The organism is Daejeonella sp. (genome assembly GCF_037719425.1).
Taxonomy (GTDB): Bacteria; Bacteroidota; Bacteroidia; order Sphingobacteriales; family Sphingobacteriaceae; genus Daejeonella.
On sequence record NZ_JBBJNI010000012.1, the window covers coordinates 13,846 to 29,600 of the forward strand.

A 15,755-nucleotide genomic window follows, 5' to 3' on the forward strand; every position below is an offset into this window, starting at 1 on the left:
GGGTCAAATCCGTCTTTTCAGGGTTAGGATGATTCGTTCCCGATCCCGGCTGCTTTTACTGCCATTCGGAAGGATGTCAAGAATAAAACTGCGGTCAGCCTTTGACCGGAACAGGTTATCTATTTCCGAAGGGCTCATCTCACTTACAGGCTTGAAATTTATGGCAAGAATTTCATCGTCTTTGCGTAATCCCGCTTCATCGGCCGAGGAACCAGGCTCTACACGGCTGACAAACATCCTATCGAATTTATCGCCGGCCGAGGTCAGTTCCAAACCACTCATATCATGTTCAAATGGTTCGGTAAGGACGATACCGGGTTTTATATACAGCGCAGATTCATTATAGTCGAAAATTACGTTAAACCTTTTAAGGATAGTGATCCCCATGTTGCCGTTCCTGCTTACCGAATATACCTTCGAGCCAACGTCGTCATAATCCGGAAAGGCAGCAATGACATTATTCAGAGTGTATTTCCCAAGGCTAAGCGATTTAACCCGGCTGATATAACCACTTATCGGGCCGGTCAGGCCTATTCCAAGATTCCCCGCAATATTAACTTTTGGAACCTCAAAAGGAACACCGCCATTTGTTTCAAGTGAGATCGGGTGGCCTGCCCCAGTGTCAAGAATCAATTTGGCGGCAATTTTTTCTCCGGAGGTAAGTTGTATGTTGGAGATCAGATAGGGCTTCCTGTCTTCAATCATGAGCGGGACCCGGTATCCCTTTCGGGGGATATAAGCGGTTTCTGGCCTGTATATTGTCAGCGTGCTTAATGTGAAATTTATCTTAACAATAAAGCTGCTAAAAAACTCATATCCTATTAGTCCATGAACCGGCATTCCCACGTAGTTCGAAAGCTCGAAAATGTCTTTTTTAAGAATTGCCGCCGATAAGGATTTTGCTGTCGTGCTTCCAAAACCAACTTCGATCGATGGGGTTACAAAAGCACTAAGCGGTTCGCCATCTCCAAATCCGGTGATATTTATGCTTCTGAGGTTTTTTATAGAAACAGAGTCGATAAGTTTGGGATCGGATATCAGGAAAAGCCCTACTCCTGTGTCTAGAACGAAATTAAACGGTCCCTTCCCATTTACCATGAGCTTAATGATCATTAGATTCTTGACCATTTTAAACGGAACAATTTCCTTTTTGCGCTTGCCGGGAAACTCAAATCTTTGGGCAAACACTTCGTTTAAAGTCAAAACAAAGCCAAGCATCACGATAAGAGATTTTATCATAAAAGTTCGTGAAGAACAACCAATCCGATGATCAAAAGGACTACGCATGATGCATAAACAAGTTACGGCATAAAACTTTAATCCCGTTCAAATCTTTGTAATTCTTATTAATTGTTTTCTACTTTTAATTATGAGAATAAGACTACCGATAGTACTGGCACTGCTTGCATTTTGCTTTCAAAATATTAATGCAAAACCAATTCGACCAGGTAAGATACTTAAGATGATTAGAAACTCGCCTGTTTTGCAGCAGCATTATACTGGATTTGCACTCTATGACCTGACAGAGAAAAAGATGATCGCGCAGCAAAATGGCGACAAGTATTTCACCCCTGCTTCAAACACCAAGTTATTCACGTTTTATGCCGGCTTGAAGCTTCTCAAAGATTCGATCGCAGGACTGCAATATATTGAGAAGGGTGATTCACTGATATTCTGGGGGACCGGGGATCCAACGTTCTTAAATTCAGATTATAAAAAACAACCAGTCCTTGAAAAATTAAAAGGGAGCAATAAAAAGATCTATTGGGCAACGGGCAGATATACCAGTCCATTTTATGGCACGGGATGGACATATGATGACTATAACGAATATTATCAGCCCGAGATCTCGGAGCTCCCGGTTTATGGGAATATAATCCTATTTACCCATAATGGCAATCAGTTAGTATCATATCCTGAATTCAACAGGAATAGCCCGTTTCAGCTTTCATCGGATCCAAAAAGAAAAACAGGCCCCTTCAGGATAAACAGAGATATACTGACGAACGATTTCTATCAGCCAGTCGTTCCCGTTCCTGCAAATTTTAATCAAGTTATTCCCTTTAAAGTTAGTGTTCCCACGATCAGTACGATTCTAAAATCCCATCTCCCTAATTTTTCGGGTACAGTAGATTATCCTCTTCCAGCCAGCTATAAAACTTGGTATAGCGTGCCGGCTGATACCCTATACCGGGATATGCTTTTGCCCAGCGACAATTTTATTGCCGAACAATTCCTGCTAAACATAGCCGCAACAAACGGCCTTGAAATGAATACTCCGGTAGTCATCGACCATGTCATTAAGACTTTACTTCAGGATCTTCCGGATAAGCCTATTTGGGTTGACGGTTCAGGGTTGTCCAGACAGGATCTTTTTACACCCCGATCGATCGTGCGTCTTTGTGAGAAAATATATGAGGCTACAAGGGATGAGAAGCGGCTTTTTAATATGTTGCCCAATGGCGGTAAAACAGGAACCCTCCGAAATTTGTATAAGTCTGAAGAACCATTCGTTTTTGCGAAAACAGGAAGCCTGTCAAATAACCATAATCAAAGCGGGTATTTGATCACTAAAAAGGGAAAGAAGCTTGTCTATTCCTTTATGAACAACAATTTTGTGAAGCCAACTTCTGACGTAAGAAATGAGATGGAGCGAATTATAACTTACATTCATCAAACCTATTAATCATGAAGAAGCTCATTTATATTTTTTCTTTTTCGTTAGTTTTTGTTTTTGCCTGCTCGGCAACTAAAACCGAGCCGGTGGAATGCGCACAAATGATCTGCACACAGGAATTCAGAATGGTGCAGGTTAAGTTCAAAGATGCGGCAGGAAATCCGGTGACGGTCAAAGATTATTCAGCTATCAATAAGCGAACCGGCACGAGCACAGTGCAAAATAATGAACCAGTCACGGTAAATAATCAGGGAATTTATACTGTAGCGAGTGATGCAGATGTTAAAAAGCTATCAGAGGCTGGTGACGTCATAACTGTTAGTGCAACTCATCCTACAACAAATAATAAAGTGACTGCGGAATTTGTTGTTAACGGAGGTAAATGTGCATGTCATATTAACAAAGTTTCAGGACCTTCTGAAGTTATACTTTAGATCACGTTTTGACCTTATCTGTTCCTTCATAGGTTTTATCATGGTCCTGAGCTGGTAAAACCTTTACTTTTTTTTCTTCTTCAATTTGCAAAACAAGCACTGCATATTCTGCCGGCTTTATTTTTGCCCCATAGCGATCTGCATATACTTGGGTGAATTCGGCCCCAAAAAACAATATCGCTGAAGTGTAGTAGACCCAAATCAGGATTACAATTAACGATCCTGCTGCACCATACACAGATCCGGGCCCAACCTGCTCAATGTATAGTCCGATCAAGAACTTCCCGATCATAAATAATAAAGCAGTAAAGTACGCTCCCATTTTAACATCCTTCCATTCTATTATCACATCAGGCAGGAATTTAAATATGATCCCAAATAGTGAAGAAATTACAATAAAGGTCAACAGAACATTAACTCCATTAATGACCAGCAGCGTTATGTCGGGAAAATAAATTTGAAGTTTAGCACTTAACGCTAATACAATCCCATTAATAACCAGCGAAACAATTAGGAGAAATCCCAATCCAATGACCATTGAGAAAGAAAGAACGCGGTTCGTAACCATTTTTAGCCAGCCCTTTTTTGGCTTCGCTCGAACCCGCCAGATTTTATTGATTGAATCCTGTATTTCGATAAAAACGCCGGTAGTACCTATAAAAAGGGTAATTGATCCAATAATTATTGCAAATGTAGATTCTTGATTATCAGAGATATTTTTAATTGTTTCCTGAATTTGTATCGCTGCATCCGGCCCGACAAATTTATTTAGTTCGGCAAAAATTTTACCTTGCGCAGCTTCTTTCCCATAAAAAATTCCAGCTAAAGATACGACAATCAACAGAAGGGGCGCGATTGCGAAGATTGTGTAATAAGCCAGGGCGGCACTCATACTCAGAGCATTATCGTCTAAAAAAGCATTAAATGCCTTATAGATTAGCGGACCGGATTTATTTAACTTAAACTTTTCCTTTTTTTCCATGACTGTTTATTGCTTCAAGATGTTTAAGAATGAAACTGTTTTAATAGATTTGAAAATATATAGGATTATCTTGTATAATACAAATAATAACTGACTATAAGCCATGAAAAAGCTATTTACACTACTCATCGCTTTCATTGGTGTGTCGAGTTTTTTGTATGCTCAATCTCCTGCGGCCAAAACATGCATTTACATTGTTCGCCATGCCGAAAAGGATGTATCCGATCCTAAAAATTCAGATCCTTATCTGAGTATGGATGGAAACGTACGAGCTAAGGCACTGGCCGCTACCCTTAAGAGGGAGAAATTTGCTGCCATATATTCAACGAAATATAAGCGTACCACTCAAACTGCGGCCATTGTAGCCGAGAAGAACAAAGTGCCAATAGTGTTTTATAACCCTGTGGATCCAAAAGTTCTGGCAGAGCTAATAAAAACAAAATATAAAGGACAAAAAGTCCTGATAGTCGGTCACTCTAACACGGTTCTCGAATTAACTGAAGCATTTGGTGTCATCCGTCCACTTGCAGTCCTGACAGATGACGATTACGATTTCATCTTTAAAGTGGAAGTGGATCATACTGGATTTGCATCTCTAACCACTGGAAATTACGGTAAGCAGCATCACACTTCGGTGATCAAAAAATAGCCCTTTTAAATTGGAAGAAAAGTCTTTTTTTAGTGGTACTGCCTACCTGGGTATGCCTTTTAATGAAAAATTCAAGCAACTGGTTTTCGAAGGTATTGATCGCTATGGTATAAATTTCGGAGCGTCAAGAAATAACAACGTAACGGTGGATGTTTTCGCTCAAGCTGAAGCTGAAGCGGCGAAGCGAAGCCATGCCGAAGATTCGATAATTGTATCCAGCGGCTATCTCTCTGCGCAGCTCGTTATTCAGCATTTCCTGGGTAAATACAAATTTATTTATGCCCCCGACACACATCCTGCTTTGTGGGTTGGACAGCCGCAACCCCCGAAAATTAGTTTTCGCGAGTGGACAAAACAAGCAATAAATGAAGTAAACAGTTCAGATGAACCTGTACTCCTTATTACAAACTCACTCAACAATCTTTTCCCTGAAATTTATGAGTTCGACTGGCTGAGTAAAATTGAACCCCGCCGAAAAGTCTGCCTCTTGATTGATGATTCGCACGGACTGGGAATTACGGGTGAGAACGGTGAGGGAGCTTATGTAAGGATCCCTAAATTGCCAAACGTTGAAACGATAATCATTGCTTCTATGGCAAAGGCGATAGGTCTCGACGCAGGAGTCATTCTGGGAACAAAGAAGATCATCAATAATTTAAGAACTTCGCCCGTTTACGCTGGTGCATCGCCACCATCGCCGGGGCTATTATCTGCTTACGTAAACGCTTTTGGCATCTATCAGGAAGAACTTGAAAAACTTCGGGCCAATATGAAGTTCTTCCGAAGCTTCATCGAAGACAAAAAGGGCTTGTATTATTTAAAGGATTTCCCGGTCTACCTGATCAACGATGCAAACGCTGCAGATTACCTGGCTTCAAAAGGAATTTTAATTTCATCTTTTGCTTACCCAGATCCAACAGGTAAAGTCTTGAACCGGGTGGTTATCAATAGTGCTCATACAAAGGAAGAGATGAGAAAGGTGGTAGAAGCGATTATTGAGATGAAAGAACAAAGAACAAGGATTAAAGACAACTAACATAACTATTAAATTTAACGTTGCAGTGGCCAACACATGTCTTTATTCTTTGCTCTTTGTTCCTTGCTCTAGTTACAGCTCCTCAAAGGCAATATCCATTAATTCAAAATCCTTCCACCCCTTAAAATCGAAATGCCACCATTCATTATACATCACTTGGAAACCGTTACGTTCCATCACGCCTATCAAGAGGTCACGGTTCTTGATAACCTCAGCGGGTAGATCTTTGTAATCAGGGCTTGCGGCAGCTTCAAAGCTATCATATGGAGTGGGCATGTTCAAATCTTTTCCCGTCTTCAGGTTGATGATGGTCAGGTCCACAGCACAACCGCGGTTATGTCTCGATCCATCTTTGGGATTTGCAACAAAATTCTTATCAGATGCGAGGTCGAAGAATTTAACCGTGACACTGTAGGGCCGGTATCCGTCGAATATTTTAAGACCCAGCCCCGATCTTTTCAGTTCAGCCTGGACTTTCTTTAAGGAGTTAGCAACTGGCAGCCTGGCGAAGGCCCGAGCTTGTTTATAGACTGCCTGTTTGGCAAAATTATTTTTTGTAGCGTACCGGATATCAAGTTTAAGTCCCGGAATATACTTCTTCAGTTCAACTAATTGTTTGTCAGGGTTCTCGGCAACAGACTTCTTGTAATCGGCTAAATTATTGATTATAGCTAGACTGAAAGGGTTGGCTTTCTGAGCGTAGATCTGAGAAGAGATTAAAACGCAAATAACAACGAGAAGTTTTTTTATCATCGGCTAGATACTATCAGAAGATCGAGATCTTTAACCGGGATATTAAAACGTTCGGAAAGGTCCTTGTTAGTTAGTTTACCCTGATATAAATATGTGGCGTTTCGAATCCCCGGTCTTTCCCAGATCAGATTCATTACCCCGCCCATCTCACCTATATCTAGTAAGATCGGAGTAAAAATATTTGTGAGTGCATAAGTAGCGGTGCGTGATACGCGTGAAGCAATATTAGGAACGCAATAGTGGATCACATCATATTTTCTGAAGGTCGGAACAGTGTGGTTGGTAACCTTTGATGTTTCAAAACAGCCCCCCTGATCTATGCTGACATCAATTACCACTGAGTTTGGTTTCATTTTGCTGACAGTTTCTTCCGACACAATACATGGACTTCGGCCATGGCTGGCACGAATGGCACCAATGGCGACATCACAATTTCGGATGGCTTTCTGCAAAACTACTGGCTGTATCACAGATGTGAAGACCCGGGTTCCTATATTATTTTGAAGCCGGCGTAACCTATATATAGAGCTGTCAAAAACTTTCACTTCTGCTCCAAGGGCTATGGCTGTTCTGGCAGCGTATTCACCAACCGTACCGGCACCCAGGATAACAATTTCTGTAGGAGGTACGCCGGTAATACCGCCAAGCATCAGCCCTTTTCCTTCGAGCACATTACTTAAGTATTCTGCTGCAATAAGCACTGAAGTTGCCCCTACAATCTCACTCATTGCCCGAACTACGCTCAGCACGTTACCTTCGTCCCGAAGATACTCAAACGAAAAAGCGGTAACCTTCTTTTTCATAAGTGACTGAAGAAATTCAGCTTTCATTGAGGACATTTGAAGTGCAGAGAATAGAACTTGTCCCATTTTCATCATCTCAACTTCGTCTTCAGTTGGCGGAGCGATTTTAATAATGATGTCGGCTTTGTAAACCTCCTTTTTATCGTATACGATGCGGGCTCCCTGCTCACTGTAATGATCATCATTAAAGTTTGCTGCTAAACCAGCGCCGGCTTCAATAAAAACCTCGTGGCCGTTTTGAATTAATAGGCCAACAGATAAAGGGGTCAGCGCGATCCGGTTTTCCTGGAAAGAAGTTTCTTTTGGAATACCTATGAACAGGTCGTTCTTCTTATTTTTTACTTCCAACATTGCTTCCTGCGGCTGCATCATGGCCTGTTTTGCAATGTCAGATAATTCACTCATCATAAAATGTCAATAGGGATTGGAAGGTACGAAAATTTTAAAAAAGGATGAAGTCTTAATTGACAACAAATAGCTCAAACTTTACGCGCTTTTATCGTTCTTTCTTTTCCTTCATCCTGATCAATCACCACTTCTATATAATTTGCTGGCCACAGGCCTTCAACCTTGTCCGGCCATTCTATAAAACAATAATTTCCAGAGTATAAATATTCCTCGAACCCCATATCGTAGGCCTCGGTTTCATTTTTGATACGGAAAAAATCAAAATGAAATATCTTCCCGTTTGTAGATTCATATTCATTAACTAATGAGTACGTGGGGCTGGAGATACTGTCCTTCGCGCCGAGGTGAACGCAAAGTGCTTTTATAAATGTAGTTTTTCCTGCACCCATATGTCCTTCAAAAAGAAAGATCTTTTCCCCGGAAGAAAACTCCAATAATTGCTTTGCAGCATCAGGAAGTTCTTTTATATCCTGAACACGAATTTCCATGTCGTAAAAATAGAAAATAAGCTATTGATCTCTGGCTATTTGGGACTATAGGTTACGTAGGGTACTATCACCTCCTCTAGAGAAATGCCTCCATGCTGGAACGTTTCATTAAAGTAATTTACAAATTGATTATAGTTATTAGGGTATACGAAGTAGCCATCTTCTTTAGCGAAAATGAATCCGGAGCTCATGTGAAGCTTTGGCAGCATTGCCTCATGAGGATTTTTAACATGGAATACCTCTTTGGAGTTAAAGTTCAGATTCTTACCCTGTTTATAGCGCAGGTTTGAATTGGTATTTCTATCGCCGACCACTTTGCTAGGATGCTTTACGCGAATCGTTCCATGATCGGTAGTGATTATAAGCTTGATATCTTTTTGAGCCAGTTTCTTTAACGCGTCAAGCAATGGAGAGTGAACAAACCAGGAAAGTGTTAATGAACGGTACGCTGCTTCATCATTGGCAAGTTCCCGGATCATGGCCATATCTGTCCGTGCATGAGAAAGCATATCAACAAAATTGTACACGATCACATTTAAATCGTTTCCCATCAGATTATTGATATTCTCATTAATCGCTTTACCCTGTTCATAAGTGAGGATCTTATTATAAGAGTATTTGCATTCCTTGCGCATTACACGCTGAATCTGATCCGCAAGGAATTTTTCCTCAAATAAGTTTTTCCCGCCCTCATCTTCATCATTCTGCCACATATCCGGAAAACGGCGTTCCATTTCAAGCGGCATTAGTCCTGAGAAAATTGCATTTCTGGCGTATTGGGTAGCCGTCGGAAGAATACTGTAATAACTGTCCTCTTCGTCAACGCGGTAATAATCAATCAGAATAGAATTGATCATTTTCCACTGATCATATCTCAGATTATCTATCAGTATAAAAAATGTAGGCTTTTTCGCTTCGAGCGAAGGGAATACCTTTTTTGTAAATAATTGATTTGATGTGATAGGCCCATCCTGCGGATTCTTAAGCCAGCTCAAATAATTCCTTTCAACAAATTTTGAGAACTGTACGTTCGCCTCAGCTTTTTGAACGGTTAATATTTCATGCATTCCCTCATCTTCCAAAGTTTCAAGAGAAAGCTCCCAGTAAACCAATTTTTTGTAGACATCCACCCACTCCGAATGACTTAGGTTATCGTTGAGCGTCATTCCTAGTGTCCTGAAATCCTGTTGATAGGCCATCGAAGTCTTTTCGCTGACAAGCCGCTTATTATCAATAAGTTTTTTGATAGTCAAAAGTATTTGTTTGGGATTAACCGGCTTAATAAGGTAGTCGTCTATTTTAAATCCGATCGCATCCTCCATCATATACTCTTCCTCATTTTTTGTGATGAGCACGATGGGTACGTCCGGGTCGATGGTCTTTATTTTCGCGAGCGTTTCCAAACCCGTAAGCCCGGGCATATTTTCATCGAGAAAAACAAGGTCGAAATTCTCGGCTTTAAAACAATCTAAAGCATCGTTACCATTTGTGACTGTTTTTATCTTGTATCCTTTTTCGTTCAGAAATAGTATATGTGGTTTGAGCAAGTCGATTTCGTCATCGGCCCATAAAATGTTGGTTTCCTGCATTTGAATGTAAATTTTAGCAATATAAGTGCGATGAACTTTTTTAACAGCTCAATTGTCATTAAAATTAACAATTTTTGTGCCTTAGGGTTCTAAAGATTGAATAAGAAGAAAATAATTAATGATCCGGTTTATGGATTTATCACAATTCCTTCGGAATTGGTGTTCGATCTTATCCAGCACCCTTATGTTCAGCGGCTCCGTTATATCAAGCAGCTTGGAATGACACACCTGGTTTATCCAGGAGCTTTACACACCCGGTTTCATCATGCAATCGGGGCTATGCACCTGATGAGCCTTGCGATCGAAACTATTAAAAGCAAGGGTCAGGCAGTCTCTCCTGAAGAGGAAGAAGCAGTAACAGTAGCCATTCTTTTACATGATATTGGTCATGGGCCATTTTCACATGCGCTTGAGCATACCATAGTAGAAGGGATATCCCATGAACACATTTCCAAACTTCTCATGGATGAGCTTAACCAGGAGTTTGATGGAAAGCTTCATCTGGCTCTTGAGATTTTTAATGACCGTTATCACAAAAAATTTCTTCATCAATTAGTATCCGGGCAGCTTGATATCGACCGCATGGACTATCTCAACCGGGACAGCTTTTTTACAGGAGTATCCGAAGGGGTGATCAGCTTTGACAGGATAATTAAAATGCTGGACATTGTAGATGATCAGCTGGTGGTTGAAGAAAAAGGTATTTATTCTATTGAGAAATTCCTGATAGCACGCAGGCTGATGTATTGGCAGGTGTATTTGCATAAAACAGTTATCGCCGCAGAGCAAATGCTCGTCAAGATCCTCGAAAGAGCAAAAGAAATTTCGGGACAGGGTAGAGAGCTATTTGCAAGCCCTTGCTTCGCCTACTTTCTGAACAACTCAATAAGCATGGATGATTTCAGGGATGATCCGCGAAATTTGGAACGGTTTACAAAACTCGACGACAACGACATATTTACCTCTATCAAGGTATGGTGTGACGACGAGGACCTTATTCTATCTACTCTTTGCAAACATTTGATACAGCGTAATCTTTACCAGGTTGAGATAACAAACGAGCCTCCTTCTGTTGAAAGAATTAATGATCTGGCAGGAAATGCAATAAACGAATACGAAATCGAAGACGATGACACTTCTTATTTCGTATTTACAGATACAATAAGGAACAATGCCTACAGCGTTGGTAACGGAAGCATTAAAATATTGATGAAAGACGGTTCCATACAGGATATCACCACGGCATCTGATAATTCAAATCTGGAAGCATTAGTTAGGACGGTTCAGAAATATATACTTTGTTATATCAAAGAGGTGAAACTATTTAACAATTGACATGTCTTAACCTGAATATACATACCACCACAAAATTTGTTCCTTAACTAATAACATCTAAATTTGCCGAATGCAATTAACTGCACATCAGATTGGAGTATTACTGGAAGGTACTGTAGAAGGTAATCCTGAGGTTGCAGTAAATCAGCTCTCAAAGATTGAGCAAGCCCAGGAGGGTTCACTATCTTTTTTGGCCAACACAAAATACGAGCAGTACATTTATACCTCTCAGGCATCTGTAATTATTGTCAATGAGGACTTTATACCATCTCAGCCAGTAAATGCCACACTAATTAAGGTTAAGAACTCGTACAGCGCTTTTTCACTTCTGCTGGAGAAGTACGATGAAATGATAAAGTCTGACAAAAAGGGAATTGAAGACTACAGCTTTATTCATCCTACAGCAAAAATAGGCAAAGACGTTTATATCGGCTCATTTTCATACATCGGCCCCAATGTCAAAATAGGCGATGGCAGTAAGATCTACCCCAATACTTATATTGCAGATAATGCAGTTATTGGTAAGGACGTAACCTTATATGCAGGCGTCAAGGTTTATTTTAATTGTGAAATAGGAGACAAAAGCATAATTCACTCCGGTGCAATCATTGGTGCGGATGGCTTTGGTTTTGTGCCAGATGGACAGGGGAGCTATCGTAAAGTAAGCCAGATAGGGAATGTAATTGTGGAGGAAAATGTTGAGATAGGTTCAAATACAACCGTTGACCGGGCTACGATGGGTTCAACCATTATTCGTAAAGGTGTGAAGCTTGATAACCTGATCCAGATCGCTCACAATGTTGAAATCGGAGCAAACACAGTTATTGCTGCTCAAACAGGAGTATCGGGAAGCACTAAGATCGGTGAGAATTGTGTAATTGGTGGACAAGTAGGTATTGTGGGCCATATCACAATTGCAAACGGATCAAACATTGGTGCCAAATCAGGAGTGAATAACTCTATAAAGGAAGAAAATATGAGTTGGAACGGAGTTCCCCTGGGAACTTACCGAGACTCACTGAAAGTCCAGGTGGTTATGAAAAGATTACCCGAACTTGAGAAGAGGATTCTTGAGCTCGAAAAAATTATAAAAGACCAAATAAAGTAGTCAGCCTGCCAAGCTGATTAACATTGATGCTATGAATGTAAAACAAAGAACAATTAAATCTGAGATCTCGGTTACAGGAGTTGGATTACATACGGGCCATGTAGCTACGATGACATTCAAACCTGCACCAGAAAACCATGGCTATAAATTTAGACGAATAGACCTTCCGGGATCTCCGGTAATAGATGCGGATGTCGATAATGTTACCGATACGTCACGAGGAACTACTATTTCCCAAAACGGCGCCAGTGTCAATACTGTTGAGCACGTCCTTGCTAGTCTGGTTGGAGCAGAGGTTGACAATATCATAATTGAACTTGATGGGCCTGAGACCCCGATCATGGATGGAAGCTCTATTATGTTCATGGAGGCTTTGGAAAAAGCTGGCATTATTGAACAGGAGGCGTATCGCGAGTATTACACCATCCCGCACAACATTCATTACTCAGAACCAGACCGTAAGGTTGAAATGGTTGCTATGCCACTTGACGACTACAGGTTTACCTGTATGATCGATTATAACTCCCCTGTTTTGGGTAGCCAGCACGCGGCGATCACCACTATTTCTGAATTCAAAAAAGAAATAGCTTCCTGCAGAACATTTTGTTTTCTGCATGAACTAGAAATGCTTTTAAAACACAACCTTATTAAAGGCGGAGACCTTAATAACGCCATAGTTGTTGTCGACAAGCAGGTGAGTAAGGATGAATTGAAGATTTTGGCAAAGCTTTTTAACCGCGATGATATTGATGTAGCAAAAGAAGGTATTCTGAATAATATAGAGCTTCGCCACCAAAACGAACCAGCCCGCCACAAGCTTTTAGATATGATTGGCGACCTGGCTTTAGTTGGTGTACCGCTTAAAGGCCACATTATGGCAGCACGTCCTGGCCATGCCGCGAATATTGCTTTCGCAAAGAAGATTAAAGCACAGATCAAAAAGGAAAAGAGCAAAAAACACGTGCAGATCTATAACCCTAATGCAACACCGTTGTATGATGTGGTCCAGATCATGAACATGCTTCCACACAGACAGCCCTTTTTGTTTATTGATAAGATCCTCGAACTATCCAAAACTTATGTCGTGGGTGTGAAGAACGTCACCATGAACGAGGAGTTTTTCAAAGGACATTTTCCCGGTGCTCCGGTAATGCCCGGTGTCATCCAGATCGAAGCAATGGCTCAAACTGGCGGTATTCTCTTGCTGAGCACAGTACCGGATCCCAAGAACTACCTGACCTATTTTCTAAAAATAGATAAAGTGAGATTCCGTGCGCAAGTATTACCGGGAGATACTATTATATTTAGATGCGATCTAATGGAACCCATCAGACGGGGGATATGTCAGATGAAAGGTGTGGGTATGGTTGGTGAAAAGGTGGTTGTGGAGGCGGAAATGATGGCACAAATTACCAGAGTTAAAGAAAGTGATGTAACCGTATGATCCAGCCACTAGCATATATCCATCCGCAGGCAACGATTGCTGAAAATGTAGTTATAGAGCCGTTCGTTACCATTTACAAAGATGTTGTTATCGGCGAAGGCACGTGGATAGGATCTAACGTTACAATCATGGACGGAGCCCGGATCGGTAAGAATTGCCGGATATTTCCCGGTGCTGTTATCTCGGCACAGCCTCAGGATATGAAATATAAAGGCGAAGCCTCGACGGTCACGATAGGCGATAATACAATCGTCAGAGAATGTGTTACCCTAAACCGCGGAACGGCACTTGATAAAAACACGACAACGATTGGCGCAAACTGTCTTCTAATGGCCTATGTGCATGTGGCCCACGATTGTGTTATAGGCGATAATGTAATCATAGCAAATTCTGTTCAGCTAGCCGGACATATTGAAGTTCAGGATTTTGCTTTTATAGGAGGAGCATCTGCTGTTCATCAGTTTGTTTCTATTGGTGCACATTCTATCATTTCGGGTGGATCACTTGTTCGTAAAGATGTGCCGCCATATACTAAAGCCGGCCGTGAGCCCCTTTCTTATGTTGGGATTAATTCTGTGGGATTAAGAAGACGAGGATTCACTTCTGAGCAGATCAATGAGATTCAGGATATCTACAGGACCATATTCCTGAAAAAATTCAATATTAGCCGTGCCCTGGATATTATCGAAACCGAACGTGAGCCAACAGAAATCAGAGATGAGATTCTTGATTTCATTCGTAACTCCAACCGCGGAGTAATGAAGGGATTCGGAAGCGGAGTTTAGGCGAAAATTACCAATGAAAATCATCCTGGAAAACATCGGAAGGCGCTTTAACCGCGAGTGGATTTTCAGGAATGTAAATTATACTTTTGAGAGCGGAAACGCTTACGCCATTCTGGGAGCGAATGGAAGCGGTAAATCAACACTTTTACAGGTAATTTCAGGCAGCCTTACCAGCTCGGAAGGCGCGGTCAATTATTCGCAGAACAGTGTATCGATCGATATCGAAAACGTTTTTCCAGAATTAAGCCTTGCTGCCCCCTACCTGGATCTTATCGAGGAATTTTCACTCAGCGAACACATCGACTTTCATTTCCAGTTCAAAAAATACCGGGAAGGGTACGATAAAAAAACGCTGATATCCCTTCTTAACTTGCAGCATTCAGAACATAAAGCCCTGAAGAACTTTTCGTCCGGGATGAAACAACGTGTTAAGCTTGCCCTGTCCTTTTGCGCCGACACAAAAGTGCTTTTGCTTGATGAACCAACGTCAAACCTTGACCAGCAAGGCGTTGAATGGTACCTCTCGCTTATAAAACAGTTCTCAACTGAACGTCTCGTGATCGTTTGTTCCAATCAGGAATATGAATACGCCTTTTGCGGTCAGAACATAAGCGTCGAAGCATATAAATAGTCCTCTCTACCTGGTGCTTTGAAAATTAATTTTTTAGCCATATCTTTGCCGCTCGAAACCACTAACGTATCATGGCAAAAGCGTCAGAAATTAAAACAGGTAATATTTTAAGGTATAACGGCGAATTAGTAACCGTTGACGAGATCGTTCACCGTACACCAGGTAAAGGCGGCGCTTTTTACATCGGCAAATTCAGGAACATCAAAACCAGTAAAACTGTTGAAGCACGTCTTGGTACGGATGAGCAGGTAGAAATCTGTCGCGTGGAAACAAGTGATTATCAATATCTGTACGAAGAAGGTGATTATTTCGTGGTAATGGATAACACTTCCTTTGAGCAGTTTAGCATCGAAAAAACTTTGTTTGGTTCGGCTGCTAGATTCCTGAAGGAAGGTATGAACGTTATTGTTTCTTTCGAAAGTGAAGAACCAATTATGGCTCAGGCTCCTACAAACGTTGAGCTTGAAATTGTATATACCGAGCCTGCAGTAAAAGGAGATACGTCTACAAATGCACTAAAAAGCGCTACTGTTGAGACAGGTATTGAAATCAAAGTGCCTTTGTTTGTTAATCAGGGTGACAAAGTTAGAGTTGATACCCGTACTGGTGATTATATAGAAAGAGTTAAATAGT

16 protein-coding genes are annotated in these 15,755 nt (G+C 41.1%); 10 read left to right on the top strand and 6 right to left on the bottom strand.

Features of this window, described 5'->3' with window-relative positions:
- Nucleotides 1–3: 3 nt before the first annotated feature.
- Nucleotides 4–1,239 carry an aspartyl protease family protein gene (locus WKF69_RS02935; RefSeq protein WP_340379413.1) on the bottom strand — a complete coding sequence of 412 codons (1,236 nt, stop codon included), beginning with the start codon at nt 1,237–1,239 and terminating at the stop codon, nt 4–6.
- 130 nt (nt 1,240–1,369) lie between these two features.
- Between WKF69_RS02935 and WKF69_RS02940 the strand changes: the two genes are divergently transcribed.
- Both WKF69_RS02940 and WKF69_RS02945 read left to right on the top strand, forming a co-directional pair.
- Entirely contained in the window at nt 1,370–2,686 is a 1,317-nt protein-coding gene (locus WKF69_RS02940) for a D-alanyl-D-alanine carboxypeptidase (RefSeq protein ID WP_340379414.1), read from the top strand.
- Nucleotides 2,687–2,688: 2 nt separating this feature from the next.
- On the top strand, nt 2,689–3,111 hold the full coding sequence (locus tag WKF69_RS02945; protein WP_340379415.1) for a hypothetical protein: 423 nt from the start codon (nt 2,689–2,691) through the stop codon (nt 3,109–3,111).
- A gap of 1 nt (nt 3,112) precedes the next feature.
- Here the strand turns inward: WKF69_RS02945 and WKF69_RS02950 are convergent, their stop codons facing one another.
- Nucleotides 3,113–4,093 (bottom strand): YihY/virulence factor BrkB family protein, encoded by a 981-nt coding sequence (locus WKF69_RS02950; protein WP_340379416.1) that lies wholly within the window; start codon nt 4,091–4,093, stop codon nt 3,113–3,115.
- Nucleotides 4,094–4,196: 103 nt separating this feature from the next.
- Between WKF69_RS02950 and WKF69_RS02955 the strand changes: the two genes are divergently transcribed.
- Complete coding sequence (locus WKF69_RS02955; protein WP_340379417.1) at nt 4,197–4,742, top strand: phosphoglycerate mutase family protein; 546 nt, start codon at nt 4,197–4,199, stop codon at nt 4,740–4,742.
- A gap of 10 nt (nt 4,743–4,752) precedes the next feature.
- Nucleotides 4,753–5,778 (top strand): aminotransferase class I/II-fold pyridoxal phosphate-dependent enzyme, encoded by a 1,026-nt coding sequence (locus tag WKF69_RS02960; protein WP_340379418.1) that lies wholly within the window; start codon nt 4,753–4,755, stop codon nt 5,776–5,778.
- A gap of 72 nt (nt 5,779–5,850) precedes the next feature.
- On the opposite strand, the gene WKF69_RS02965 is transcribed toward WKF69_RS02960, so the two are convergent.
- The 4 genes from WKF69_RS02965 to WKF69_RS02980 form a co-directional block, all read right to left on the bottom strand.
- Nucleotides 5,851–6,531: a M15 family metallopeptidase gene (locus tag WKF69_RS02965; RefSeq protein WP_340379419.1), complete on the bottom strand. Its 681-nt coding sequence runs from the start codon at nt 6,529–6,531 to the stop codon at nt 5,851–5,853.
- A complete protein-coding gene (locus WKF69_RS02970; protein WP_340379447.1) occupies nt 6,528–7,739 on the bottom strand; it encodes an alanine dehydrogenase in 1,212 nt (403 codons plus the stop codon). Before WKF69_RS02970 ends, WKF69_RS02965 begins: the two co-directional genes overlap by 4 nt.
- A 74-nt stretch (nt 7,740–7,813) precedes the next feature.
- Complete coding sequence (tsaE, locus tag WKF69_RS02975; RefSeq protein WP_340379420.1) at nt 7,814–8,230, bottom strand: tRNA (adenosine(37)-N6)-threonylcarbamoyltransferase complex ATPase subunit type 1 TsaE; 417 nt, start codon at nt 8,228–8,230, stop codon at nt 7,814–7,816.
- Between the two features lie 35 nt (nt 8,231–8,265).
- A complete protein-coding gene (locus tag WKF69_RS02980; protein WP_340379421.1) occupies nt 8,266–9,819 on the bottom strand; it encodes a bifunctional response regulator/alkaline phosphatase family protein in 1,554 nt (517 codons plus the stop codon).
- Between the two features lie 96 nt (nt 9,820–9,915).
- Between WKF69_RS02980 and WKF69_RS02985 the strand changes: the two genes are divergently transcribed.
- The 6 genes from WKF69_RS02985 (at nt 9,916) to efp (ending at nt 15,754) form a co-directional block, all read left to right on the top strand.
- Complete coding sequence (locus WKF69_RS02985; protein WP_340379422.1) at nt 9,916–11,154, top strand: HD domain-containing protein; 1,239 nt, start codon at nt 9,916–9,918, stop codon at nt 11,152–11,154.
- Nucleotides 11,155–11,224: 70 nt separating this feature from the next.
- Nucleotides 11,225–12,262 carry a UDP-3-O-(3-hydroxymyristoyl)glucosamine N-acyltransferase gene (lpxD, locus tag WKF69_RS02990; RefSeq protein WP_340379423.1) on the top strand — a complete coding sequence of 346 codons (1,038 nt, stop codon included), beginning with the start codon at nt 11,225–11,227 and terminating at the stop codon, nt 12,260–12,262.
- 31 nt (nt 12,263–12,293) lie between these two features.
- Nucleotides 12,294–13,706, top strand: a complete 1,413-nt coding sequence (locus WKF69_RS02995; protein WP_340379424.1) for a bifunctional UDP-3-O-[3-hydroxymyristoyl] N-acetylglucosamine deacetylase/3-hydroxyacyl-ACP dehydratase — start codon at nt 12,294–12,296, stop codon at nt 13,704–13,706.
- Nucleotides 13,703–14,491 carry an acyl-ACP--UDP-N-acetylglucosamine O-acyltransferase gene (gene lpxA, locus WKF69_RS03000; RefSeq protein WP_340379425.1) on the top strand — a complete coding sequence of 263 codons (789 nt, stop codon included), beginning with the start codon at nt 13,703–13,705 and terminating at the stop codon, nt 14,489–14,491. The genes WKF69_RS02995 and lpxA overlap by 4 nt, the downstream gene beginning before the upstream one ends.
- Before the next feature lie 13 nt (nt 14,492–14,504).
- Nucleotides 14,505–15,122, top strand: coding sequence for an ABC transporter ATP-binding protein (locus tag WKF69_RS03005; protein ID WP_340379426.1), 618 nt, complete (start codon nt 14,505–14,507; stop codon nt 15,120–15,122).
- Nucleotides 15,123–15,193: 71 nt separating this feature from the next.
- Entirely contained in the window at nt 15,194–15,754 is a 561-nt protein-coding gene (efp, locus tag WKF69_RS03010; protein ID WP_340379427.1) for an elongation factor P, read from the top strand.
- Nucleotide 15,755: the final 1 nt, after the last annotated feature.